Here is a 24,245-nt window from a genome sequence, read left to right as displayed (position 1 = left end):
CGCAGCCGGAAGAGCTCAGCCCACGACCCGCACTCCCAGTTCCGCCGCGAACGCCGGTGCCAGATCCATCAGTTGGGCGGAGTTGATCGCCGACCCTCCCAACTGCCCGATGCCGCCTGCGATGTCCAGCTCCGCCGCGTCCCGCAGATCGACGTCCGTGAGCTGCGCGCCGCTGAACTCGACGCCGCGCAGCACACATCCGGGGAACGCGACCCGTTCGAGCGTGGCCCCGCCGAAGTCCGGCTCCACGAGCACGCAGTTCTCGAAGGTGACGTCCAGCAGCCGGCTCTGGCGGAGATTGAGGAAGTCGATCTTCCCTCCGCGCACCAGCACCCTGGACAGCCGCGCCCCGTGCACCTGCACGCCGCCCAGCCGGGCGTCCAGCAGCTCGACGTCACGCAACTCCGCTCCGGCAAGGTCCGTACCCGCTCCCGTCACGGCCTCCAGCACGCTGTCGAGCAGCCGTGCGCGTTCCCATCTCGCCTCGTCCAGCGAGCAGTTGCGGATGCCGCACTCCAGGAAGCGGGCCCCCGAGGCGTCGGTGCGGCTCAGGTCCGCGCCCTCGAACTCCACGCCGTCGTAGTCCCCGTCCGGGGCCGGCGCCTCAGCACTGGCCCGCAGCTCCGGAAGGTTCACCTCCGGCCTGCGCGGGGCTCTGACCGCTCCCCCCGGCTTCTTCGTCGACCTCGATCTCATGCTCGCCATCACGACATCGTGCACCGGGCCACTGACAGGCCCGCGCATCACCGCCGCACACGAGGGCCGCGGACGACGCCATGTCCCGGCTTGCACGCCGCCCGCGACCCCGTTCTGGTGGTTCCTGCCGTCGTTCCCGGGACGGTCACCGGCATCCCGGAACGCGCTGGACTTCCGGTCGCGTCAGCCCTTCGCGTACTCGGTGGCCATCTGACCTGCGAAGTCGTACATGATGACCGGCTCGTCGCTGACGACCCATGCGTCATGGCCGGGCGGTGCGACGAACACGTCCCCGGGGCCGACCTCGGTCTCGGTGCCGTCGTCCATCCTCACTCGCATTCGCCCCTGCACCATGAATCCGTTGTGGTGCACCTGGCAGGTATCGGTGCCCGCTATCGGACGCAGCGATTCCGTCCAGCGCCAGCCGGGCTCGAAAGTGGCCACTGCGAAATCCAGGCCCGTGAGATGCAGGGCTTCTATGTGCCCGCGTGGGAAGTCGCGCCGTTCGTCTGCCTTGTCGACCGTCTTGACTTCGATCATGAGGTTTCCCTCCAATCAACCCCCTGCTCATTCCATGGTGCGTCGGCGGCAGCGAGAGCGGCGAACGTCCCGAGCGGCAATTTCCCGGCAGCCTTCGTGAGCCCCGCGGGATCCCGGCGGACCGGCGCAAACAAAGGAAAGGCGGCCCCCCGGTGGTGCTCCGGGGGGCCGCCGGCAGAGGTGAGTGGACACTCACCCCGTGGCGAGCACCTTGAGCCGCTCGTACGAGCCGTTGAAGCGGTCGTGGTCGCCGACGGTCTTACCGGTCGACGTGTACTGCCAGAACGTGTGGAACGGCCACCCGCCCGGGAGGCGGCCGACCGACTTGCCCCAGCTGGGGATCCACAGCGGGTTGGTCTTGCTGAACTTCGTGGAGTTCCCGGTGCACGTCTTCCACCAGGTGGCGGAGGTGTAGATGACGGCGTCACGGCCGGTACGCGTCTTGTACGTCCGCACGAAGTCGCTGATCCAGTCGACCATGCCCTTCTGTGACTTGCCGTAGCAGGCCGAGCCGTACGGGTTGTACTCCACGTCGAGGGCGCCCGGCAGCGTCTTGCCGTCCTTGCTCCAGCCCCCGCCGTGCGAGGCGAAGTAGTTCGCCTGAGCGGCGCCGCTGGAGTTCGAGGGCAGGGCGAAGTGGTAGGAGCCCCGGATCATGCCGCTCTTGTACGAGCCGTTGTATTGCTGCGCGAAGTTGGGGTTGCGGTAGCTGGTGCCCTCCGTGGCCTTCACGTACGCGAAGCGGGACCCGGCCTTCTTGAGCGTGGACCACGCGACGTTGCCGTTGTGGCTGGAGACGTCCACGCCTTCGACGGACGCGGCGAGGGTCCGTGACGAGGCCGGTGAGGCCGGTGCACGTCCTTCGTGGGCCTTGAGGGTGGAGCCCATCCAGTCCTTCTCTGGGTGAGCCAGTCGTTCATCGTCACCTTGGGCCTCGGCGATCCCGGGCAGTACGAACAGCAAAGTGAGGGCGGTGAGGAGAACGGCGGGCGTCCTCACCGAGCCGGTGGCGGCACGGCGTGACGGGCCGGACCTGGGCAGGGGCATGCGTGCCTCCGTAGATGTCGATGAGTCGCGGAGCAGCAGTCTCGAATGTATCGGGACAAAAACGTATTAAATGGTTGGCTCGCCGAGCGTGGAGCCTCGCGACGGGATCGCGCACGGACAGCCGACGGCGAGAGTGGACCGGGGGCGCGGCACGGATCGCCGCCGGGGCCGGACGAGATGGGCGGGGCTTTAGAGGTCGTCCGGTTCGTCTTCGAGACCGTGGCGCAGTACGGCACCCTCGCTGTGGCGATCGCGACCTGGCGCAAGGCGCACACCCCACCTGACGGCAAGTATCTGTTCGCGGGCATGGAGGGCGCCCTGCTCGGCGACGAGGACGTGCACGGACGTCACCAGGTACGCATCAAGCGCTACAAGGGCAGCCCGGGCGGTGAAAGCGGCCACGGTGATCGCGTCCGCACCCCGGGCAGGTCACGGCCTCGGCAGCCCCGCCGTCTCCGCTCCGCGGCGCAGGGCGTCGCGGAGCATCTCGGGGGTCACCGTGCGCGTGGACATGTTGCGCCGGCTCGGGTGGTAGCAGCCGACCAGCCGCAGCTCGCCCTCGCCCCGCTCGTCGCCGAGCAGCACCTCTGTGCCGTGCCCGAACGCCGGGCGGGGGCGTGGCAACCGCCAGCCCGCGTCGGCGAGCACGGGAAGCAGCGCCTGCCAGCCGAAGCCGCCGAGCACGACGACGGTGCGCAGAGTGGGGCGCAGAAGCTCCAGCTCGCGGGCGAGCCAGGGGCGGCACGTGTCGCGCTCGGTGGTGCTGGGCCGGTTGTCGGGCGGTGCGCAGTGCACGGGCATGGTGATCCGTACGCCGTACAGCTCCATGCCGTCGCCGCGGTGAGTGGCGGTGGACTGCGAGGCGAGACCGACGTCGTGCAGGGCGGCGAAGAGCGCGTCGCCGGAGGGGTCACCGGTGAAGACACGGCCGGTGCGGTTGCCACCGTGTGCGGCCGGTGCGAGTCCGACGATCGCCAGCGGGGCGTCCGGCGGGCCGAATCCGGGGACCGGGCGGGCCCAGTACTCCCAGTCGAGGAAAGCCTTCCGCTTCGTACGGGCCGCCTCCTCGCGCCAGGCCACCAGCCGCGGGCAGGCACGGCAGGTGGGCACCGCCGCGTCGAGTTCGGCGGTGCTCACCGCGCGAGGGGCGGTGGCCGCGGGGAAGCCGGGGGCCTCCTCGGGCCGTGCGGAAGCTGACGACGCCGGCACCACGTCCTCCTCGTCCTCCTCGTCCGGGCTCGTCGGCTGGTCTCTGTGGCCCGGTTCTCAGCGGGTCTCATCGGCCGGGCCTTGACCGGTCTGGTCGTATTCGACCGGCTCCTCGACCGGTCTTCGACCGGCCTTCGCCGGTCCTTCGGCTCTCCGTCGGGCGGAGGTCCGCGGCTCGCTGGCACACTCGGTCCCATGCGAATGCTCTCGTCGGACACGCGCCCACGGGAACTCCTCGAGCGTGACACCGCCATGCCCGCCGTGCTGCCGATGCCCAACCGGATCCGGTGACCGAGGCCGCCCCGCTGGTGACCTTCGGCCACGGCCTCGCCACCCGCGATGAGATCACCGCTCTTCTCCGGGGAGCGGGCGTCGCCGCCGTCGTCGATGTGCGTACGGCGCCGGGAAGCCGCCGCAACCCCGACGCCCGGCGGGAGCTGATGGCGCAGTGGATGCCGGCCGCGGGGCTGGAGTACCGGTGGGAGAAGCGGCTGGGCGGCTTCCGCAAAGCGGCGCCGGGCTCCGAGGACATCTTCTGGGAGCACGCCCAGTTCCGCGGCTACGCCGGCTACACGCGGGACCCGGGATTCCTCGCGGCCATGGACGAGTTGCTGCGGCAGGCTTCCCGGACGGAACGCACGGCGGTGATGTGCGCGGAGTCGCTGTGGTGGCGCTGCCACAGGCGGATCATCGCGGACTTCGCGGTCCTGGCACGCGGCACGCCCGTGCTGCACCTGGCGCACGACGGGCGGCTCACCGAGCACCCCCCGGCCCAGGGCGCGCGGCTGCGCGACGACGGTCTTCTCGTGTACGACCGGCTGTGAGGCGTGGCGTGCCTCGCCTCGGGCGCACGGCTCGTACGGGGCGCCGCCACCGCCACCCACCAGGAGACGCCCGCCGGTGGACGCCCCGGCGCCCTGGGAACGGCCCGCGGGGGACCGCCCGGCTCAGCCGCTCAGTTCGGGCTCCCCGAACATCGCCGCGTAGCCGGAGGGCAGCTGGGTGAGGAGCTGGTTGAACTCCCCTCCCGAAACCGCTTCGGCGAGTGTGGAGAGGACAGCACCGGCGTCCCATTCGGCCGTCCTGGGCCGGGCTCCCGTCAGCTCGGCGACCCGGCGGAGGAACTCGTTGACGCCGAACGACTCGGCCGCCTCGGTGGTCCCCTTCAGTAGTGCCGCGTCCAGTGGCGCGGGCAGCTGGGACGCCAGGTCCTTCGCCTCTCCCCCGGTGATCCGGGAGCTGAGCACGCCGAGGACCGCTTCGCTGATCCGCAGAGCCTCTGCGTGGTCGTGGTACTCGCCGCGCTCGCGGACCCGGGCAAGGAATGCGTCGCGTTTCATCACGGACCCCTCTCTCTTCCCGATCACACAGCTCGTGAGAGCTCCCGTCAGTGCCGGCGCCCGGTGGCAACTCCGTCCGTGCCCATCGCACTCACGCCGCCCTGGCGAGGGAGTCGTCGCCGCCCCGGGCCCCGGCCTCCGGCGACTCGTAGGTGACGGACAGTTCCCCGTCGGCCGCGTCGACGAGGACCGACGCGCCGTCCTCGACGGCGCCCCGCAGCAGGGCGCGGCCGACGATCGTCTCGACCTCGTGCGAGATGTAGCGGCGCAGCGGCCGGGCCCCGTACACGGGGTCGTACCCCTGGCGTGCGATCAGCCGGCGTGCCTCCTCGGTCAGTTCGACGCTGATCCTGCGTTCCGCAAGACGGGAGCGCAGTTCGTCGAACTGGAGCTCGACGATCTGCTCGATCTGCTCCTGGCCGAGCGGGCTGAAGAGCACGACGTCGTCGACGCGGTTGAGGAACTCGGGCCGGAAGTGGCCGCGCAGCTCGTCCATGACGCGGCTGCGGGCATCCGCCTTGATCTGCCCCTCGGCGGTGACGCCGTCGAGCAGGTGCACCGAGCCGATGTTGGACGTCAGGATGACGACGGTGTTGCGGAAGTTGACGGTGCGCCCCTGCGCGTCCGTGATCCTTCCGTCGTCGAGGATCTGGAGGAGGGTGTTGAAGACGTCGGCGTGCGCCTTCTCGATCTCGTCGAAGAGCACGACGGAGTAGGGCTTGCGCCGCACCGCCTCGGTCAGCTGACCGCCCTCCTCGTAGCCGATGTATCCAGGAGGTGCGCCGACGAGACGGCTGACGGTGTGCCGCTCCTGGTACTCGCTCATGTCGAGCCGCACGATGCTCTCCTCGGAGTCGAAGAGCGCGGCCGCGAGGGCCTTCGCCAGCTCCGTCTTCCCGACGCCCGTGGGCCCGAGGAAGATGAAGGACCCGATGGGCCGCCGGGGGTCGCGGATGCCCGACCGGGACCGGATGACGGCATCGGCGACCAGGCTCACGGCCTCGTCCTGCCCGACGACCCGCTCCCGCAGGATGTCGTCGAGCCGCAACAGCTTCTCCCGCTCGCCCTCCTGGAGACGTGTCACCGGGATACCGGTCCAGGCCGCGACGATCTCGGCGATCTCGTCCTCGGTGACCACCTCGCGCAGCAGCCGCGACTCGCCCTGCTTGGCTTCCAGTTGCTCCTCCTCCGTGCCCAGCTTGCGTTCGAGCTCGGTGAGCTTGCCGTAACGCAGTTCGGCCGCCCGGTTCAGGTCGTAGGAGCGCTCGGCCTCTTCCGCCTCCTGGCGCATCCGTTCCAGTTCCTCGCGCAGCTCCTGCACCCTGCGGATCGCCTGGCGTTCGGCCTCCCACTGGGCCTGCCCGGCGTCCGCCTCGGCCCGCAGATCGGCCAGCTCCCGCCGCAGCTCCTCCAGCCTCGCGGTGCTGGCCGGGTCCGACTCCTTGGAGAGCGCGGCCTCTTCGATCTCCAGGCGTGTGACGCGGCGGGTCAGCCCGTCCAGCTCAGCGGGCATCGAGTCCATCTCCGTACGCAGGCGGGCACACGCCTCGTCGACGAGGTCGATGGCCTTGTCGGGGAGGAACCTGTCGGAGATGTACCGGTGGCTGAGCGTGGCCGCGGCGACCAGTGCTGTGTCCTGGATGCTGACGCCGTGGAAGATCTCCAGCCGTTCGCGCAGCCCGCGCAGGATCGAGACGGTGTCCTCGACCGACGGCTCGTCCACCACGACCTGCTGGAACCTGCGCTCCAGTGCGGCGTCCGACTCGACGCGCTTGCGGTACTCGGCCAGCGTCGTCGCACCGATCATGTGCAGCTCGCCGCGCGCGAGCATCGGCTTGAACATGTTGCCCGCGTCCACCGCGCCCTCCGATCCGCCCGCACCGACGACGTTGTGCAGCTCGTCGACGAAGAGCAGGATGCTGCCCTCGGCGGCCTTCACCTCGGCGAGCACGGCCTGGAGCCGTTCCTCGAACTCGCCGCGGTACTTGGCTCCGGCGACGAGCGCGCTGATGTCCAGGGAGAAGATCGTCTTGTCCCGCAGACCCTCGGGAACGTCCCCGCTGACGATGCGCTGCGCCAGACCTTCGACGACGGCGGTCTTGCCGACGCCCGGGTCCCCGATCAGCACCGGGTTGTTCTTCGTCTTCCGGCTGAGGATCTGGGTCACGCGGCGGATCTCCGCGTCCCGGCCGATGACCGGGTCGAGGGTCCCGCCCCGTGCCTCGTCGACGAGGTCGCGGCCGTACTTCTCCAGCGCCTCGTACGCCCCTTCGGGGGTCGCGGATGTGACGCGCTGGTTGCCGCGGACCCGGGTGAGGCTGTCGAGGAAGGCGTCACGGGTGACGCCGTGTTCCTTGAGGGTCCGTCCCGCTCCGGTCGCGGAGCCCTCGTCCGTCATCGCGAGCAGCAGATGCTCGACCGAGACGTACTCGTCCTTGAGCCTGCGGGCCTCCTGGTCGGCGGCCTCCAGCAGGTTCGCCAGTCCGCGCGTCACATACACCTGGCCGGAGGCGGCTCCGGCGCCGGCACCGGTCTGGCTGGGTTTGCGGGCCAGTTCGCTCTCCACGTCCTCCCTCAGCGCCGGGACGTCGACGCCGGCCTGTTCCAGGAGGCGCGGTATGAGGCCGTCGCCCGCACCGAGGAGGGCCGACAGCAGGTGCTCGCCGTCGACCTCGCTCTGCCCCAGCCGTGTCGCCGTCGACTGGGCTTCCTGGAGCGCTTCCTGTGACTTCTGGGTCAGGCGATTCATGTCCATGGCGAGTCATCACTCCTCACGCCGCTGCGGCGCAGCCGGGCCTCGAGCTCGGCGATGCGGTCGAGCAGTTCCAGGACCAGCCCCAGCGAGGCGTAGTTCAGACAGAAACCGGCTCGCAGCCGCTGGATGCGGGCAAGAATCAGGGGCGCCGACGCGGGGAACCACAGACGGCCCTCGGCGTCGCGGTGCACGTCGTCGAGCAGGCCGAGCGCGACGAACCGCCGCACAAGTTCCGGGTGCAGCCCCGAGCGGCGCGCGACGGTCTCCAGGCTGAGCCGGTGCACGGGGGCCAGTACGTAGGACGGCCGTTCGGCACCGCTGCCGGCGCGGGGCGCGGTGAACCTCGACCGTGGCGTCGTCATGACTGCCTCCTCGGGTCGAAGTCGGAGGTGGCGGCGAGCTCTTCGAACAGCTCGCGTTCGCGGCGGTCCGGTTCGGGCGGCACCATGACGCGCAGCTCGGCGTAGAGGTCGCCGGGGGTCCCGCCGGGGTCGGGCATGCCTTCGCCGCGCAACCGGAGACGTCTGCCGCTGGAGGATCCGCCGGGGACGGTGACCTTCGCCGGCCCGTCGGGAGTGGGCACCGGGACGGTCGCGCCGAGCGCCGCCTCCCATGGCGTGACGGGCAGCTGGACGTGGATGTCGCGGCCATCGAGCCGGAAGCGGCGGTCCGGGGTGATCCGCACCCGCAGAAACAGGTCGCCGGCCGGGGCGTCCTGACTGCCCCTGCCGCCCTCGCCCGCGAGCCGGATGCGCTGACCTTCGACGACGCCGCGGGGGATGTTCACCTCGTAGGTGCGGGCTCCTTCCACCCCGCTGAGGGTGATGCTCCGGCGTCCCCCTCGGTAGGCGTCCTCGACGCTCAGCGGTATCTCCGCCTCCTGGTCCGCGCCTCGAACGGGTCCGCGGGCGCCGCCCGCGCCGAACATCGAACCGAAGAGGTCCTCGAAGTCGACCCCGACGTCCTGGAACGGCCCGAAACCGTCGCCGAGGTCCTCCGAGACCCGCACACGCGGGCCGCGGCCCCGCCGTCCACCGGCCCAGCCGGCCCCGGCTCCCGCGCCTGCACCCGCGCCCGCGCCGGCTCCCGCGGCCACACGCTCGTCGTAGTCCTCGGGGATCTGACGGAACGCCGGTCCGTAACGGTCGTACCGCGTGCGGCTCTTGGGGTCGGAGAGAACGCTGTAGGCCTCGTTGAGCTCCTTGAAGCGCTCCTCCGCCGCCGGCTCCGTGTTGACGTCGGGGTGGTAGTTCCTGGCCAGTTGCCGGTAGGCCTGCTGGATCTCGTCGGCGCTCGCGTCGCGGGACACGCCGAGCACGTCGTAGTAGTCCTGAGCCATGGCAGGTCACTCCTGCCGCGCGGTGACGGTGACGGCCGCGGGACGCAGCTGGCTCGGGCCGTCGCCGTATCCGGGGCGCAGGACCTCGCTGACGACACCGGGCCCGGACCCGTCGTCCTCGACGGTGCTCACCGCCTCGTGACGGGCCGGGTCGAAGGGCACGCCGGTCTCCTCGTGGCGGACGAATCCCAGCTTCTCGAAGGTGCCGACGGCCTGGTCCCGTACGGCCCTGACACCTTCGATCACGGACGACGGCTCGGACTCGGCGTGTTCGAGGGCCATCTCCAGGTGGTCGATGACGGGCAGCAGCGCGGCCGCCGTACGGGCACGCTCCGCAGCACGTTCGCGCTCGAGTTCGCGGACGTGGCGCTTGCGCAGGTTGTCCGCGTCGGCCAGGGCCCTGTGCCAGCGGTCGCGGAGCTCCTCCACGATCTCCGCCTGTGGCTCGGCCTCGGCCTCGGTTCCCGGCTCGGCCCGTGCCTCCGGCTCGGTCCGTGCCTCGGGCTCCCCGGCGGCCTGCTGCGCGCCGCCGTCGCCCTCGCGGGGAACGTCGGGCTCGTGGGCCCTGTCCCCTTCGTCCAGCGGGAACTCCGCTTCCGTGGGGTCGTTGTCCTTCGGCATGGCACCGCCTCAGCCCTTGTCGAACTCGGCGTCCACGACGTCGTCGTCGCCCGAGGTGCCCTCGCCGGGCCTGCCCTCCGGGGACGATCCGTCGGTCGAGGCCGCTCCGGATGCGGGCGCCGCTCCACGGGCTCCCAGCGCGTGGAAGAGCTGCTGCAGCTCCGAGGTGAGCGAACGGACGCCCTCGATCTCCTCCCCCTGCTCAACGGCCCTCCGGGCGTCGGCGACGAGCATCTCCGCACGGGCCTTCTCGTGCTGGGGTGCGTCGTCGCCCAGCTCCGCAAGGCGGCGTTCCACCTGGTACGCGACGGTGTCCAACTCGTTGCGGGCGTCCACGGCCTGGCGGAGAGCCTGGTCCTCGCTGCGGTTGCGCTCGGCCTCGGTGACCATCTTCTCGACCTCGCCGCGGTCGAGATTCGAGCTCTCGCTGATGGTGATGCCCTGCTCGGCGCCGGTGTCCCGGTCGCGCGCGGTGACGTTGAGGATGCCGTTGGCGTCGATGTCGAAGATGACCTCGATCTGGGGCTCGCCACGTGGCGCGGGCCGGATGTCGGTGAGCTGGAACCGGCCCAGCACCCGGTTGTCGGCGGCGTTCTCCCGTTCGCCCTGGAGCACCACGACGTCCACGGCCGGCTGGTTGTCCTCGGCCGTCGAGAAGGTCTCGGAGCGCCGGACGGGAATGGTGGTGTTCCGCTCGATGATCTTCGTCATCACGCCGCCGCGCGTCTCCACGCCGAGCGAGAGCGGAGTGACGTCCAGCAGCAGGACGTCCTTGACCTCGCCCTTCAGCACACCTGCCTGGATGCCGGCACCCACGGCGACGACCTCGTCGGGGTTGACGCTCATGTTCGGGTCCATGCCGCCGGTGAGGCGGCGGACGAGCGCCTGCACCGCGGGCATCCGCGTGGAGCCGCCCACGAGGATGACCTCGTCGATGTCGCTGTCGGTGATCTTCGCGTCGGCCATGGCCTGCTTCACGGGATCCAGGCAGCGCTCGACGAGGTCGGCGGTGATCTGCTCGAACGTGGAGCGCATCACCGTCTCCGTCAGATGCTTCGGGCCTGCGGCGTCCGCCGTGATGAAGGGCAGGCTGACCTGCGTCTGCGTGACCGAGCTGAGCTCCGTCTTGGCCTTCTCCGCCGCCTCGAAGAGCCGCTGGAGCGCCTGCGGGTCGTTGCGCAGGTCGATGCCGTTGTCCCGCTGGAACGCGTCCGCGAGGTGATCGACGAGCCGCCGGTCGAAGTCGTCGCCTCCGAGGTGGCCGTCTCCGGCGGTCGACCGGACCTCCACGACGCCGTCGCCGACGTCCAGGATGCTGACGTCGAACGTTCCGCCGCCGAGGTCGAAGACGAGCACGCTCTCGTGCTCCTTCTTGTCCATGCCGTAGGCGAGGGCGGCGGCGGTGGGTTCGTTGATGATCCGCAGGACTTCCAGCCCGGCGATGCGGCCCGCGTCCTTCGTGGCCGTGCGCTGCGAGTCGTTGAAGTACGCCGGGACGGTGATCACCGCTTCGGTCACCTTCTCGCCGAAGGCCTTCCCCGCGTCGTCCGCGAGCTTGCGCAGGACCTGCGCGCTGATCTCCTCCGGCGCGTACTGCTTCCCCCGTACCTCGAAGCGCGCGACACCGCCTTCGCCCTCGACGACGTCGTACGCGACGGCCTTGGCCTCGTCCGGGACCTCTTCGTAGTTGCGGCCGATGAAGCGCTTGGCCGAGTAGATCGTGCCCTTGGGGTTGAGAATCGCCTGACGTCGCGCCAGCTGCCCGACCAGCCGCTCCCCTGTGTCGGTGTAGGCGACCACGGACGGCGTCGTACGGGTCCCCTCCGCGTTCGGGACGACCGACGCTTCCCCGCCCTCCCAATAGGCGATGACCGAGTTCGTGGTGCCGAGGTCTATGCCCACTGCCCTGCCCATGAGGTGCCTCCTCCTCCAGCGGTCATTTACCGGCCGGAAGCCGTCACTCACGCGGCGGCATCTGCGAGGGCTCCCCTGGTCCTCCCAGGCGGGCCCGCCGCCACCGCCTTCGGCCCGCGCGATGCCGGCGCTCGCCATCAACGGTGCGGGACGGGAAAAGGCGGCGCTTGGGCCTCCCCGGGCAAAGAGACGGCCGGCGGGTCGCCCTGGCGGGGGCAGCGCCGCCGCTGCCACGAACAGGCGGACGGCTCGCGCCTTGACTAGCCTGAAAGGCGGGAAGGGGCGAAGCGGCACGAGGAGACATGGGGGCCACCCATGAGCGTCGACCCCACGAAGCAGCGGCAGAGCCTTCCCGCCCCCGCCACGTGGGGCACGGAGGGCCCGAACGGTCTTCGGGACCTCATCCTGCTCTCGATCGCGATGTTCGAGGGACGCGACGAGGAGGACGTCCTGCACCTGGCCATGGCCGCCGTGGCCTCCCTCGCACCATGCACCGCTGAAGCCGGCTATCTGCGCGGCGAGGACGGGTGGGTGCGCGCTCCTGACGAACGGGACGGAGCGCCCGGCACGGACCTGGACGACCAGGTGGCTGCTCTCGGCGCCGAAGACGGGATCGTGCGGGTGCCGGGCCGCAACTGGTGCGAAGCCATCGCGCTGCGCCCGGCGGGGACCACGATCGGATATCTCGTGGTCAGCGCGGCCACCCGGATCTCCGACGAGGAGCATTTCCTGATCCGGGCACTGGCGCAGCAGACCTCGGCGGCCCTCGGCAACGCCGCGGGCCGCAGGGCGGAGCGGGAGCACGCCTCGGCGCTGCGCCGCGCCCACCACGACCGCGGCAAGGCGATCGCCCAGCTGCGCGAGTCGGTGGCGGAGCTGGAGTTCCAGAAGTCCGTCCACGAAGGCCTCAGCCAGGCCTCAGCCGAGAGCGAGGAAGGCATCGCGGACATGGTCCGCGCCTTCACCGGCCTCCCCGTGGCCATCGAGGACCCCTTCGGGAACCTGCGGGTCTGGTCGGGCCCCGGCCGCCCGGACCCGTACCCGGAGCCCGGGCTCGTGCGGCACGAGCAGGAAGTGCACAGCGGCATGCGGCGCGCCGGCCCCGTACGTGCGGGAAGCCGCCTCACCTGCATCGCCCAGCACCGCGGCAAGGTGTTCGGAACGATCTCGCTCATCGACCCCGGCAGGACCGCCGGGGCACACGAGGAGTTCGTGCTCGACCACGCCTGCGTCGCGCTGGCCCTGGAGATGTCCCACCAGCGGCGTCTGGCGGAGACGGAGCTGCGGCTGCGCCGCGAGCTCGTCGAGGACCTGATCATCGGGACGGACGACGCCGGGGCTTACGCACGCTCCGAAGCCGTCGGGCACGACCTGCACGGACCGCACCGCGTCGTGGTCGTGCAGTGGGAGGACAAGCCGACGGACGCCGTCGCCGACGCCGTCGGGCGCTCGGCCACCGGCCTCGGCCTGAAATTCCTGCTCGGCCGCCGCTCGGGGACCACGGTGCTGGCCGTACAGGGCGCGGCTGCGCCGCACGCCCTGCACGAAGCCGTGGCGGAGGCACTGGACTCCGGGGCCGGAAGCGTCGGCATCGGCGGGCGGGCCGACTCTCCGGCGGCCTTCCCCCGCTCCTACGAGGAAGCGGTGCGCGCGTCGGAGTTCCGGCGTCACTCCAGCACCCCCGAGGGCGCCACCGCATACGACGAGCTGGGGTTCTACCGCATCCTCGCCTCCGGTGAGGATCAGCGGAAGGCCGAGGAGTTCGTACGCGAATGGCTCGGCCCGCTGCAGGACTACGACGCGGAGCACCACACCGACCTGGTGAGGACCCTGTCCCTCTACTTCGACTGCGGCGGCAACTACGACACCGCCGCCGCCGTGCTGATGATCCACCGCAGCACCCTGCGCTACCGGCTCGGCCGCATACGGGAGGTCAGCGGCCACGACCTCTCTGAGCCCGACACACGCCTCAACCTCCACGTCGCGACCAGGATCTGGCAGGTCGTGGACGCCTCGGCCTGAACGGGCCGGGAGCCGGAGCGCGATGTGCGCCGCCGGGTGTGCGCGGTGACCGCAGCGGGCAACGGGCGGTCACATGTCGTACCGGCGTGGCAGGGTGGACGCATGTGCGGCAGATACGCCTCGACCCGCAGTCCGGAAGACCTGGCCGGTCTCTTCGACGTCGACCAGTGGGACCGCGAGTCGGCCCTGGATCCGAACTACAACGTCGCTCCCACCGACCACGTGTGGGCCGTCCTGGAGAAGGCCGACCGTGAGACGGGGGCGGTGGAGCGGCAACTGCGTCCGCTGCGCTGGGGCCTGGTGCCGTTCTGGGCGAAGAACCCGGCCGTCGGCGCGAAGATGATCAACGCCCGGATGGAGACCGTCCACGAGAAGCGGGCCTACCGCCGCGCGTTCGCCAAGCGCCGCTGTCTGCTGCCCGCCGACGGCTTCTACGAGTGGCAGTCCGTCCCGGCGACCGAGACCCACAAGGCGTACAAGCAGCCCTACTTCATCCACCCCCACGACGGGCAGGTGATGGCGCTGGCGGGGCTGTACGAGATCTGGCGGGACCCCGATCGCGACAAGGACGACCCACAGGCCTGGTGGAGGACCTGCACGATCATCACCACCGAGGCCACCGACGCGGCAGGCAGGGTCCATCCGAGGATGCCCCTGGCCATCGACCCCGCCGACCAGGCCGCCTGGCTCGACCCCGCGCACGAGGACCCGGACGAGCTCCGCGGACTCCTGACCTCCCCCGCCGGGGGCGAACTGGACGCCCGCCCGGTGTCCACGGCGGTCAACAACGTCCGCAACAACAATCCCCACTTGCTGGACCCGGCCGACACGGGTGACCAGGACGAGGGCCCGGATCGCTCGTCCTGAGCCCTCGTCCTGAGCCCTCGACCCGAGCCCTCCGGCCTAGCGAGCGCCCGACTGTCCGCTGGGGATCACGCAGTTCTTCGGCTGCTCCTTGCCGGCCGGCCAGCCGAGGCCGACGAACTTCAGCTTGCCGCGGCCCTCCCGGCCCGGGTCCAGCTCGACCACCGCGGCCGGCTTGTCGTACGAATTGCCGCCGCTGGTGAGGCAGATCAGGCCGCTCGTGCCCGGCACCCGGTGCCGGGAGTGGAACAGCGACCACTGCCCGCCGACGTCCTCACGCCCGGGCACCGCCTCGGCGCCGCCCTTCTGCGCCTGGTGCAGCGCCTTGCCGATGGTGACGAGCCCGTCGTAGACGAGCATCGTCCGGGAGTCCTCCAGGTCCGGGACGGAGCCGATCCGGACGCCCTCGTCGCGCGTGCTGCGTATCCGCTGCTCAAGGTCTTCCAGGGCCGCTCCGGGCTCGGTGAGGTACTGGGGCAGCTCGTCCTTGGCGGGCTGCCGGTCGTGGTCCTCGTCCCACTTCTTCTTCCAGTCGGCCATCTCGGAACGCCAGGCGTCCGGGTGCGCGGGAGCGGCGTACTGCACCGTCACCTTCGGCTTCCCGTCCTCGCCCCGCAGCCGCGCCCACTTCTCCTCCGTCATGCCCAGCCGCAGCGACGCGGCGTCGGAGCCGCTGACGATGGTGTAGTGCCGGTGCTTGCACTCCACTTGGGCGAGCTTCAGCGCGAAGATCCGCAGATGCAGGGTGCGCCCCGCGAAGTAGACGGTGTCGGCGCCGGAGTCGCAGATGTTGTTGGCGGTCTGCGTGAACTGGTTGCCGGTCGAGCCCGGCTCGTCGATGGCCGGGGACTCGAAGGGCATCGCGGCGGGGCCGGGCGGGCCCTTCTCGTCGATCCCGCTGAACGCCTTCGCCAGCGACTCGTTGTAGCCGTCGCTGCGCTTGTCGTAGACCAGGACCGTCTTGCGGTCCTCCCGGCCCCGTTCGCCGTTGAAGTTGGCAAGGGCCTGAGCGGCGTCGTGGTTGGTGGGGATGATCCGCGCGAGGCCGGGGAACCGCAGCTTCGCCGTCCCGTCCTTCCGGTCCTCGTTGGCGATACGGTCCCCGCTGATCCGGGAGGCGAGCACCGGGACCTTGTGCTTCGTCAGACGCTCGATGGCCGCCTCGGTCTCGTCGAGGCTGAGGTTGAACCCCGTGACGGCGCGCAGCCGGTCCTTCTCCGAGTCGGCCATCCGCAGCAGGGTGCCCACGACCTTGTCCTGGTGCCCGTAGTACAGCCCGGGGTTGGCCAGAACCAGCCGGATCTTCGGCGGCTCCCCCTCGCCCTCGTTGGCCTCCCGCTGGCCCAGATACGCGCCCTGGAGATCGCTGCGCATCTGCCGGCGCAGCGTCGCCTGGTCCGACTGGAGCGGCAGCATCACCGCGACCGTGACGTGCGGCTGGCCGTCGATCTTCTTGTTCTCGCGTGCGATGGCCCGGGACACCTCGCGTATCTCAGGCGTGCCGAAGTCGTATCCCTCGCCGTTGACGCCGACGCACTCGTCGCCGATCCGCTCGACGCCCTCGAAGCACATCTCCGGCTTCTGGAGGAAGGACAGACCGAACCAGACCAACACCGTCGCCGCCCCCACGCCCAGCAGCGCGTAGAGGATCTTCTTCCAGTTGGGCATCCCCCGTCATCTCCTTCGCCCCAGCTGTTCGGTACAGGTGCAGCGCAGCAACGGCTGCTCGTTCGCGGCCAGTTCACTCCAGTGCGTGGCCGTCTTGCGGAGCTGTCCCGCGCCCTCGAAGTCCATGCGCGAGAGGCTGGAGAAGAGCTCGGTCAGCGTGCGGGCCGTCTCCGGTCCGGTCGGCCTGGTCCGCTCCTCGCAGAGCCACACCGCGTGCAGCAGCTCGTCGACGGTGCGGCGCAGCGCCGGTCCGCCCATGTCGGCAAGGCCCAGGGCGCGCTCCCGCCGGTTGTCCGTGCCGCCCGGGTACGGCGCCTGGGCGATGTCCAGCAGCTCCGCGCACCACTCACGTGGACGTCCGGGAAGCGTGTCGGCCAGATGGCCGACCACGTCGTCCACACCGCCGGACACCAGGTGGTGGTTCATCCGATGCGCCGTGACCGTACGGAACGCCCGCTCCTCCGGCGCCCGTTCGTCCCGTGCCTCCTCGTCCGCCGCCGCCCGTCCCGCGTAGTGGTCCCGCAGCAAGTGGTGGTCGGCGTACCAGGCGGCTCCGCCGGGACGCAGACCGTACAGCCGGTGCACCAGCAGCTGACGCAGACCGAAGTCCCCGATGAAATGGCGTTCGCAGCTGGACCAGCCGGTGTCCACGAGCAGCGCCGACACGTCATGCGCCGTCAAGTCGTGTACGTGGCCCGCCTGATGGTGGCGGAGCAGGACGTCCGCGCACTCCTCGTCGTGCGCGACCGACAGGTGGGTGAGCAGATCGAGCCAGTGTGGGAGGTGCTCACTCCGCAGCCTCACCGGCAGCTGGTCCTGGACCAGCTCCTTGAGCAGTACGTCGGCGACGGGCCGATCGGAGGCGTCGTCGCCGGGAAGCCGGAACGGGGCGTCCAGCAGGTCCCGGTCGTTGGCGTCCGCGGGCATGCGGAAGGCGGCGGCAGCGGCAGCCAGCCGGATCACCGTGTGGGGCCGTCCACCGCTCAGCCGCTCCACGGCGCTGTCGATGCGGAGGCGGTTCGCGCTGCCTTCCGGCTCGGAGGGCGCTTGCCGGCTCTCGGTCTCCCGGCGTTGCTCGTCCCCCGTGAGGAAGGGCATTCGCAGCAGCAGCACGCCGTCGGCCAGAGGCGCCGTGGCGGACCCTCTGTCCTTACGGACCCATTGCTCCGGAGGGCCGTCGGCGGGACGGAAGCTCGCCGGTGGCCGCACGGAGTCCGGTGGCAGGCCGCCGTGCAGGAAGGTGCCGCCGTCCGCTCTGCGCGCCGTGCCCACGATCACCACCCGGTCGCGCTGCCCGTCCCGGCGGTCGGTGAGCACGGATCTCAGCAGGAGCTCCCCGAGCGGCGACTCGGAGTGGTCCAGCAGCAGCGCCGGGCGCCCGACCCGGCGCAGCCAGCCGGACGCAGTCGGGTAGGCACCCTCCAAGTCCTCGCGCAGAGCCCGGAAGAGAAAGCCCTCCGCAAGCTTCCGCGTCTGTCCGCCGGCCCGGAAATCGGCCGCGAGATCCCTCAGCCCGTGCCTGGGCTGGCCGGCGGCGCCGGTGTAGGAGCCGTAGATCCGCGCCAGCTCCACCCTGCCCCGCGGAGCAAGCGGCTCGAAGAGGGCGTCGAGCAGCGCGCTGGTCACGGCAGCGGAGTACGGGTCGAGCTGCTGGCCGGCCAGGGCCGTCAGCAGGTTCCGTGCGACTCCGCGGGTCACGCCCTTCCAGAAGTCACCCGTACCCAGGCTGCGCAGACGCCCCCTCTGGGGCAGTTCCGCGTACCGTTCGACCTCGGTCGCGACCGCCGCGGGGGTGCCGTCCGTGGCTCCGGTCGCGATGACTGCGAGACCCGCGAAGAGCCGGGGAAACGCGAAAGAGCCGCCGGGCCCCTGCCACGTGCACAAACGCTCGGCAACCTCGAGCAGCGCCTCAGTCACCGCTGAGCGGGCGTCCGGCTGACGAGCCGCCCGTGCCTCGTACACCGGTGAGGCGCAGTCCAGATGGATCACCGGCACCTTGCTGGCGAAGCTGTCCCGCACCGCGCGCAGCAGCCGGCCCTTGCCCATGCCGGGGCCGCCGGTGAGCAGCACCACCGGGAGGTCGGGGCCGTACAGCGGCTCCCGGCCGGCACCGGACGGTGACCGCCCTAAGAGATGCGCGAAGAAGCCCTCATCCTTGAGCAGCTTCTCGAACCCAAGGTCTTCATGCACGAACTCCCCCCGTGGAGTGCTCTCCGCCCGGTAGCGGGTGACTGGTGATCGATGTTCCAGGCACGTCAGTGGAACATCAACCCATTCTTCGGGCGAACAGCGTTGATATGGAAGGGAGTTGACGTGCAATCAGTGAAGTGCCGACCCGTTTCGGAACGATTTCGCCACCGGTCCGGTCGTCGGCCGGTCGCCGCACCCTCGGCACAGCGGGGGGATCGCCGGTGGCAGGCCCGGTCGTCAGTCCGGGGCGCCGGGCCGCGGCATCACGCCGAGCTGCTGGAGCTGCGTCGCGGCGTCGAAGTACACCCGCTCGTTCATGAGCCGGTCCCCCTCGAATTCGAAGACGCAGGCAGCACGGAACCGCACCCGTCTGCCCGTCGCCGGTACGCCCATGAACGGACCCTCGTGCGTCCCGGTGATCTCGACCTCGAGGAAGACGACGTCGTCGGCGTGGTGCGTGGAGAGGACCTCGACGTGGAAGTCCGGGAAGGCCGCGAACTGTTCGTGCCACAGATCGCGGACCGCCTGTTCGCTGTCGGTCGGTTCGCCCAGCGCGACGAGCTCGTAGTGGGGCCGGTGGAATGTGTCGATGATGCCCTGCACGTCGTGGTCGTTCTCGACGGCGACGTGCCGCTCGACCAACCGGGCCCGGCGCTCCCGCAGTTGCGAGGCCCCGGTCCCGGGCAACCTGTCCCCGGGAGCCTGCGGCAGGCCGGATGCGGCGGTGTTCACAGGAACAGCCGCTCGTTGACGGGGAGTCCCTTCGCCTTGCAGTGGCTCTTGTAGTGGTCGATGAACCAGAAGACGTCGACCGTCTCCATGATGTGGTCGTCCTCGTCGAGGAATTCGAGGGCGCCGTTGAGCCAGAACATCGTCTTCATGCCCTCGTCGGACACGAGCGTGTGGCAGCGGCCGGGGCTCTCCCGTACGAAGTCGCCGGGGCCCGCGATCCAGTCGTACTCCAGATAGCGCCAACTGCCCTCGATCACATAGCCGGACACCGGTCCACGGTGGCGGTGACGGCCCAGGGTGCCGCCGGACTCGACCCACAGCACGTTCGCCGCGGAGTTGTTGCGGATGTCGAAGGTCAGATGGCGGATCCAGACGTTCTCCACGAACGGGACCCACGGCGAGACGTCCTCGGACGAGCCCACGTACCCCTCCTGGAGCGCGAACTCGTCGCGCACCCGGTCGAGTCGCCGCTCCGTCGCCAGATATGCCGGCTCGGACTGCTCGGTGACGCTCACGGTCTTCTCCCTTCGTCGGCCTCGCTGCCAGGCGCTGGGGCGTGTCCGGAAAGTCCCTCCCCCGGACTCCGTCCGGGAGGTGCTCCCAGGCCCGCAGGGTCTGGCACGCACGCTAGGGACGGGAGCACCGGACCGCTTGACACCGGCTGCACGGATACTTGACTGTGAGCGCACTCCACCGCCGGACTCCACGCAACGCGTATCGAGGCGGCAGCCATGGACATGAGCTATTCCACCAGTGCCGTCGACGAGGATTCCCAGCTCGACTACTGGCAGCGGCTCGTCTGCGACACCTTCCTCCAACTCGAATTCGAGCGCCCGGCCCGGCCGGCCGCCGGCTTCCACGGGGAACTCGCCGCGGCAGCCGGTCTCGACGTCATGCGCGTGGCAACGGTGACCTCGGACCCGCACGCCGTCTCCCGGTCCCGGGAGCTGATCCGCCGGTCCCTCGAGGACGACCTGCTGGTGAACGTCGTGGTGCGAGGACGGGTCGCGGTGGAGCAGGACGGACGCCGTGCCGATCTCCTCGCCGGTGACTTCACGCTCTACGACAGCGCGCGGCCCTGCCGGATCGCCTGCCCCGACCCGTTCCGGATGGTCGTCCTCCAGATCCCCCGGGACGCCTTCGCCGAGAACGGTCTGCCCCGGCCCGCCGCCGGGGCGACCGCGACCGCCGTACGCGGCGACCGCGGCGTGGGCGGCCTGGTCTCACCCTTCCTCCGGGCGCTCGCTGACCGCGGCGCGGCACTGACGCCGCGGACGGCGCACCGGATCGCGATCAACGCGCTCGGGCTGCTGACCACCGCGCTGTCGGACGACGCCGGCACGCGCACCCGGCCGCCCGCACTCACCCGGGCCTCCCAACTGGCCCGCGCGCGGCGCTACATCGCCGACCATCTCGACGATCCGCTGCTGACGCCGGCGGACGTGGCGGAGGGGCTGGGGCTGTCCGTCCGCTATCTCCACTCCCTCTTCCGCGCGGAGGGGGCGTCACCGTTGCGCTGGATCGTCGCTCAGCGGCTGGAGCAGTCGGCCCGGCTGCTCGCCGACCCCTTCCAGGGGCACCTGAGCATCACGGACATCGCCTTCGCCGTGGGCTTCAAGGACGCGTCGCACTTCAGCCGCAGCTTCAGGGGCTGCTACGGCGTCAGCCCGCGCGCCTACCGGACCCGCCACGCCCGCCCGCCGCCGGCCCGGGCCGTGCCCTGACCGTGCCCCGACCGGGGCAAGGGCGGACCACCGGGAAGAAGGCAACTTCACGCGAGGTCACTCGCGCTCACGCACGTCACGCGAGGGCGAGCGCCACGGCGCCGCGCAGCGCCGCGTCGTGGCTGTAGCGGGCCTGCCGCAGGTCCACGGGGAAGGGGGCCGCGTCCGCGAGCTGCGTACGCAGGACCGGCAGGATCACGTCGGCGGCGTGCATCATCCCGCCCCCGACCACGACGCGTTCCGGATCGATAGCCACGGCGAGGTTGGTGACGTGCACGGCCAGCTGCTCCAGGGCGTCGCGGACGAACGAGCGCACCCTCTCGTCGTCTTGGCGGGCGAAGAGATCGGCCGCCGTGACGGGACGGCCGAGCAGCTTCCCGCCCCGGTCCGCCAGTGCCCGTCCGGAGACGTGCTCCTCCAGGGGCGCGTGTCCCGCCGCCACGGCCGGCTCGCCGAAGCTCCGCACGTTGTAGCCGATCTCGCCCGCCGTCCCGTGCGCGCCGTCCAGGACGCGGCCACCGACGACCAGCCCGCAGGCCAGCCCGGTGCCGAGGTTGACGTAGATGCCGGTGTCCGCACCGGCGAGCTCTCCCCAGCGAAGCTCCGCCGCCGTCGCGGCCTTCACGTCGTTGGCCACCCGTACCGACCCCTCGGCCAGACCGGCCGGCTCGGCCAGGCCCTCCCGCAGCAGCGTCGGCAGGGCCAGCTCGTGCCAGCCGGGCACGTTCGGGGCGAGCAGGACACGGTCGGCGAGCGTCACGCCGAAACTCGCCACCCCGACGGCGGTGAGCTTCCCGCCGGTCGCCCCGGCGGTTCGGTCCGCGAGGTCGCGTCCGGCCGCCACGGCCCGGCGGACGACCTCCCGGGCCCCGTCCACCGCCCTTGTGTCGAGCCTGAGTTGATCGAGGACGCGGCCGTCGGCGTCCGCCGTCGCCAGTGCGACCTTGGTGGCGCCGAAGTCGATGGCCAGCACGTGGCCGGCGGCTGTGCCGTCCGCGGTGCCGTCCGAGGCGCCGTCCGCCGTCATGAGGACGGTGACGCTTCGGCGCCCTGCTCCGCCAGGTACTTCTCGCGGATCTCCTTCGGCCCGAACGGCCAGGTCCGCTCGACGCGCGCCCAGACGAGGAACGCCAGTACGCCGAAGGCGATCCAGGCAAGCGACAGCCAGATCGCCGAGGCACCGGCGGCGTAGTAGACATAGACCCAGCCGGCCACCGCGAGCAGGCTCGGCACGGGATACAGCCACTGCCGGTACGGACGCTTCAGGCCGGGCTGGCGGCGGCGCAGCACGGTCAGCGCGGCGACCTGCGCCAGGGACTGCACGAGTACAGCGACCGCCGTGAACATCTGGAGCACGGTCTCCAGCTCGAAGAACGAACCGGCCGCCGTGATCGCACCCATGACCAGCAGGGCGACGTGGGGGAAGTTCAGCCTGGGGTGCAGGCGCCCGAACACCGGCAGGAACAGGCGGTCGCGGGCCGCGTTGAAGGGCACACGTGAACCCCCGAGGAGTCCGGCGAACACCGAGGCGAAGGCCGTCACGACGACGAGAGCGGTGATGACCTGGGCGGCGCCCTTGCCCCAGGTGTGCTCCATCACCAGGGAGGCTATGGACTCGGACTCGGCGACTTCCTTCCACGGCAGCACACCCATGACGCCGATGTTCAGGGCCAGGTAGATCACCATGATGCCGGTGATCGACCAGACGATCGCCCGCGGCATGACCCGCCCCGGCTCGCGCAGTTCCTCTCCCATGTAGGCGACGGTGAAGTAGCCGAGGTAGTCGTACACCGCGATCAGCAGGCCGCCGCCGAGCCCCGCGAAGAAGGCGCCGTTCAGCTCGAAGGCGCCGGAGGGGAAGTCGAAGGCGAGCGCCGGGTCGAAGTTGGTCAGCGTCGCGACGATGATCGTGCCGACGCAGATCAGCATCACGCCCCAGAGCACGGCGGTGAGCCGCGCGATCGACTCGATGCGCCGGTAGAGGGCGGCGACCACCAGAACGACGACGCCGACACCGACCAGGTGCTGGACGGCCCAGCTCAGTGCGGGAAGTAGTAGCCCAGGTACTCGACGATGCCGATCGCGCCCGTGGACATGATGAGCGGAATGCTCAGCATCGCGGTCCAGATGAACAGGAACGGCATGAGCCGGCCCGTGCGGTACTGGAAGGCCTCGCGCAGATAGACGTAGGTGCCGCCCGCGCCCGGCATGGCGGCGCCGAGTTCCGCCCACACCAGGCCGTCGGCCATCGCCAGCAGCGCGCCGACGACCCAGCCGAGCAGTGCCTGGGGGCCGCCCATCGTGGCCACCATGACGGGGATCGTGATGAACGGCCCGATACCGCACATCTGCGTCATGTTGACCGAGATCGCGGGGAAGAGGCCGAGGGACCGCTTGAAGTGCCGTGCCTCGGGAGGAGCCTCGTCACCGGTGCGGTTCTTGGGCGGGGTCGCATCGGGAGTGCTCATGGCGGGCCCTTCGACGTCCAGACGCGCGGCCCCGCTGGTCGCACGTGCGGGCGAATGTATGGGCCACGCACTGACGGGATCAAGCCTCCGTGACCGGGAGATGGCGTGTATTCGCTGTCACGTACTGCCCCGCCCACGCTCACACGTCGAGCACTCGACCGCCGGTCCGCGAGGTGGCACGATTTCGCACGTGACCAGCACGCCCGCGACGGCACAGCACCTGCGCGACCTCGCGCGGCTGCGCCGCGTCCGCGACCGGATCGACCGGGAGTACGCGCAGCCGCTGGACGTCGAGGCACTCGCCCGAGGCGCGCACATGTCGGCGGGGCATCTCAGCCGCGAGTTCCGCCGTGCCTACGGCGAGTCCCCGTACGGCTATCTGATGACGAGGCGCATCGAGCGGGCGATGGCTCTGCTCCGCCGTGGCGACATGAGCGTCACCGAGGTCTGTTTCACCGTGGGCTGCTCGTCGCTGGGCACCTTCAGCACCCGCTTCACCGAACTGGTCGGGGTGCCGCCCAGCGTCTACCGGCGCGAGGCGGCACGTGCGACGGCGGGGATGCCGTCGTGCGTGGCGAAACAGGTGACCAGACCGGTCAGGAATCGAGAAGCGCGGGTGACGAAGCCACATCTAGCCTGACCGGCATGGACATCACCATTCATGCGAGTTTCCTCCCCCAGGACGACCCGGACGCGGCCCTGGCCTTCTACCGCGACACCCTCGGCTTCGAGGTGCGCAACGACGTCGGATACAACGGGATGCGCTGGATCACGGTCGGCCCTCCCGACCAGCCGAGCACGTCCGTCGTCCTGTATCCGCCGGCCGCCGACACGGGCGTCACCGACGACGAGCGCCGCACCGTCGCCGAAATGATGGCCAAGGGCACCTACGCCATGATCGTTCTGGCCACCAAGGACCTCACCGCCACCTTCGACCGGCTCCAGGCGAGCGGCGCCGAGGTCGTCCAGGAGCCGACCGACCAGCCGTACGGCGTCCGCGACTGCGCCGTACGCGACCCCGCGGGCAACATGCTCCGCGTCCAGGAAGTGCGCTGAGCCGTCCGGCCACCACGGCCTGACCCGCACACTCGGCACCGTGCGTACACGGCACCATGC

Annotated in this window: 23 protein-coding genes and 1 pseudogene; 7 read left to right on the top strand and 17 right to left on the bottom strand. The window is 70.8% G+C overall.

Translation table 11 applies throughout. The features are described 5' to 3' along the window. Positions 1–15 precede the first annotated feature (15 nt). From G4Z16_RS19090 to G4Z16_RS19080, 3 genes are all read right to left on the bottom strand, one after another. Positions 16–705, bottom strand: coding sequence for a pentapeptide repeat-containing protein (locus G4Z16_RS19090; protein ID WP_246530943.1), 690 nt, complete (start codon positions 703–705; stop codon positions 16–18). A 174-nt stretch (positions 706–879) separates the two neighbouring features. Next, positions 880–1,236: a cupin domain-containing protein gene (locus G4Z16_RS19085; protein ID WP_197351947.1), complete on the bottom strand. Its 357-nt coding sequence runs from the start codon at positions 1,234–1,236 to the stop codon at positions 880–882. A gap of 192 nt (positions 1,237–1,428) precedes the next feature. After that, a complete protein-coding gene (locus G4Z16_RS19080) occupies positions 1,429–2,283 on the bottom strand; it encodes a lysozyme (RefSeq protein ID WP_197351946.1) in 855 nt (284 codons plus the stop codon). Positions 2,284–2,328: 45 nt separating this feature from the next. Here G4Z16_RS19080 and G4Z16_RS33320 point away from each other — a divergent pair. Then, a pseudogene (locus tag G4Z16_RS33320) lies at positions 2,329–2,547 on the top strand (effector-associated constant component EACC1); the annotation flags it as partial. 165 nt (positions 2,548–2,712) lie between these two features. Here the strand turns inward: G4Z16_RS33320 and G4Z16_RS19075 are convergent. Beyond that, the gene (locus G4Z16_RS19075; protein ID WP_197351945.1) at positions 2,713–3,492 is read right to left on the bottom strand and encodes a uracil-DNA glycosylase; all 780 of its coding nucleotides are present in this window, start codon (positions 3,490–3,492) and stop codon (positions 2,713–2,715) included. A 287-nt stretch (positions 3,493–3,779) separates the two neighbouring features. On the opposite strand from G4Z16_RS19075, the gene G4Z16_RS19070 reads away from it, so the two are divergent. Then, positions 3,780–4,316 carry a DUF488 domain-containing protein gene (locus G4Z16_RS19070; protein ID WP_197351944.1) on the top strand — a complete coding sequence of 179 codons (537 nt, stop codon included), beginning with the start codon at positions 3,780–3,782 and terminating at the stop codon, positions 4,314–4,316. 123 nt (positions 4,317–4,439) lie between these two features. Here G4Z16_RS19070 and G4Z16_RS19065 read toward each other — a convergent pair whose 3' ends face one another. The 6 genes from G4Z16_RS19065 to dnaK form a co-directional block, all read right to left on the bottom strand. Beyond that, on the bottom strand, positions 4,440–4,832 hold the full coding sequence (locus G4Z16_RS19065) for a DUF2267 domain-containing protein (protein ID WP_197351943.1): 393 nt from the start codon (positions 4,830–4,832) through the stop codon (positions 4,440–4,442). A gap of 91 nt (positions 4,833–4,923) precedes the next feature. Further along, entirely contained in the window at positions 4,924–7,587 is a 2,664-nt protein-coding gene (gene clpB / locus G4Z16_RS19060) for an ATP-dependent chaperone ClpB (protein WP_197351942.1), read from the bottom strand. Beyond that, entirely contained in the window at positions 7,578–7,949 is a 372-nt protein-coding gene (locus G4Z16_RS19055; RefSeq protein WP_246530942.1) for a chaperone modulator CbpM, read from the bottom strand. Before G4Z16_RS19055 ends, clpB begins: the two co-directional genes overlap by 10 nt. Next, the gene (locus G4Z16_RS19050; protein ID WP_197351941.1) at positions 7,946–8,926 is read right to left on the bottom strand and encodes a DnaJ C-terminal domain-containing protein; all 981 of its coding nucleotides are present in this window, start codon (positions 8,924–8,926) and stop codon (positions 7,946–7,948) included. Before G4Z16_RS19050 ends, G4Z16_RS19055 begins: the two co-directional genes overlap by 4 nt. Before the next feature lie 6 nt (positions 8,927–8,932). Then, positions 8,933–9,547 carry a nucleotide exchange factor GrpE gene (locus G4Z16_RS19045; RefSeq protein ID WP_197351940.1) on the bottom strand — a complete coding sequence of 205 codons (615 nt, stop codon included), beginning with the start codon at positions 9,545–9,547 and terminating at the stop codon, positions 8,933–8,935. Positions 9,548–9,556: 9 nt separating this feature from the next. Then, the gene (gene dnaK / locus G4Z16_RS19040; RefSeq protein ID WP_197351939.1) at positions 9,557–11,461 is read right to left on the bottom strand and encodes a molecular chaperone DnaK; all 1,905 of its coding nucleotides are present in this window, start codon (positions 11,459–11,461) and stop codon (positions 9,557–9,559) included. Positions 11,462–11,776: 315 nt separating this feature from the next. Here dnaK and G4Z16_RS19035 point away from each other — a divergent pair, with 315 nt between their 5' ends. Further along, positions 11,777–13,483 carry a PucR family transcriptional regulator gene (locus tag G4Z16_RS19035; protein WP_197351938.1) on the top strand — a complete coding sequence of 569 codons (1,707 nt, stop codon included), beginning with the start codon at positions 11,777–11,779 and terminating at the stop codon, positions 13,481–13,483. Between the two features lie 102 nt (positions 13,484–13,585). Next, positions 13,586–14,350, top strand: coding sequence for an SOS response-associated peptidase (locus G4Z16_RS19030; RefSeq protein WP_197351937.1), 765 nt, complete (start codon positions 13,586–13,588; stop codon positions 14,348–14,350). Positions 14,351–14,386: 36 nt separating this feature from the next. Here G4Z16_RS19030 and G4Z16_RS19025 read toward each other — a convergent pair whose 3' ends face one another. The 4 genes from G4Z16_RS19025 to G4Z16_RS19010 all read right to left on the bottom strand — a co-directional run bounded on the left by G4Z16_RS19025 (position 14,387) and on the right by G4Z16_RS19010 (position 19,452). Then, positions 14,387–16,015, bottom strand: coding sequence for an ABC transporter substrate-binding protein (locus tag G4Z16_RS19025; protein WP_197351936.1), 1,629 nt, complete (start codon positions 16,013–16,015; stop codon positions 14,387–14,389). A 6-nt stretch (positions 16,016–16,021) separates the two neighbouring features. Beyond that, a complete protein-coding gene (locus G4Z16_RS19020) occupies positions 16,022–18,205 on the bottom strand; it encodes a DEAD/DEAH box helicase family protein (protein ID WP_197351935.1) in 2,184 nt (727 codons plus the stop codon). Positions 18,206–18,442: 237 nt separating this feature from the next. Next, the gene (locus tag G4Z16_RS19015; RefSeq protein WP_197351934.1) at positions 18,443–18,937 is read right to left on the bottom strand and encodes an ester cyclase; all 495 of its coding nucleotides are present in this window, start codon (positions 18,935–18,937) and stop codon (positions 18,443–18,445) included. Beyond that, a complete protein-coding gene (locus G4Z16_RS19010; protein ID WP_197351933.1) occupies positions 18,934–19,452 on the bottom strand; it encodes a 2,4'-dihydroxyacetophenone dioxygenase family protein in 519 nt (172 codons plus the stop codon). Before G4Z16_RS19010 ends, G4Z16_RS19015 begins: the two co-directional genes overlap by 4 nt. Before the next feature lie 216 nt (positions 19,453–19,668). On the opposite strand from G4Z16_RS19010, the gene G4Z16_RS19005 reads away from it, so the two are divergent. Next, positions 19,669–20,661 carry an AraC-like ligand-binding domain-containing protein gene (locus G4Z16_RS19005; protein WP_197351932.1) on the top strand — a complete coding sequence of 331 codons (993 nt, stop codon included), beginning with the start codon at positions 19,669–19,671 and terminating at the stop codon, positions 20,659–20,661. A 76-nt stretch (positions 20,662–20,737) separates the two neighbouring features. Here the strand turns inward: G4Z16_RS19005 and G4Z16_RS19000 are convergent, their stop codons facing one another. From G4Z16_RS19000 to G4Z16_RS33090, 3 genes are read right to left on the bottom strand one after another with little or no spacing between them, the layout of a single operon-like run. Continuing rightward, the gene (locus G4Z16_RS19000; protein WP_197351931.1) at positions 20,738–21,688 is read right to left on the bottom strand and encodes an ROK family protein; all 951 of its coding nucleotides are present in this window, start codon (positions 21,686–21,688) and stop codon (positions 20,738–20,740) included. Beyond that, positions 21,685–22,656, bottom strand: coding sequence for an APC family permease (locus G4Z16_RS18995; protein ID WP_343070862.1), 972 nt, complete (start codon positions 22,654–22,656; stop codon positions 21,685–21,687). Before G4Z16_RS18995 ends, G4Z16_RS19000 begins: the two co-directional genes overlap by 4 nt. Before the next feature lie 44 nt (positions 22,657–22,700). Further along, positions 22,701–23,129 (bottom strand): APC family permease, encoded by a 429-nt coding sequence (locus G4Z16_RS33090; protein ID WP_343070861.1) that lies wholly within the window; start codon positions 23,127–23,129, stop codon positions 22,701–22,703. 190 nt (positions 23,130–23,319) lie between these two features. On the opposite strand from G4Z16_RS33090, the gene G4Z16_RS18990 reads away from it, so the two are divergent. After that, positions 23,320–23,769 carry a helix-turn-helix transcriptional regulator gene (locus G4Z16_RS18990; RefSeq protein WP_197351930.1) on the top strand — a complete coding sequence of 150 codons (450 nt, stop codon included), beginning with the start codon at positions 23,320–23,322 and terminating at the stop codon, positions 23,767–23,769. Between the two features lie 5 nt (positions 23,770–23,774). Then, complete coding sequence (locus G4Z16_RS18985; RefSeq protein ID WP_197351929.1) at positions 23,775–24,185, top strand: VOC family protein; 411 nt, start codon at positions 23,775–23,777, stop codon at positions 24,183–24,185. Positions 24,186–24,245: the final 60 nt, after the last annotated feature.

The organism is Streptomyces bathyalis (genome assembly GCF_015910445.1).
Classification (GTDB): Bacteria; Actinomycetota; Actinomycetes; order Streptomycetales; family Streptomycetaceae; genus Streptomyces; species Streptomyces bathyalis.
This window is presented reverse-complemented; position numbering and strand designations above follow the sequence as displayed.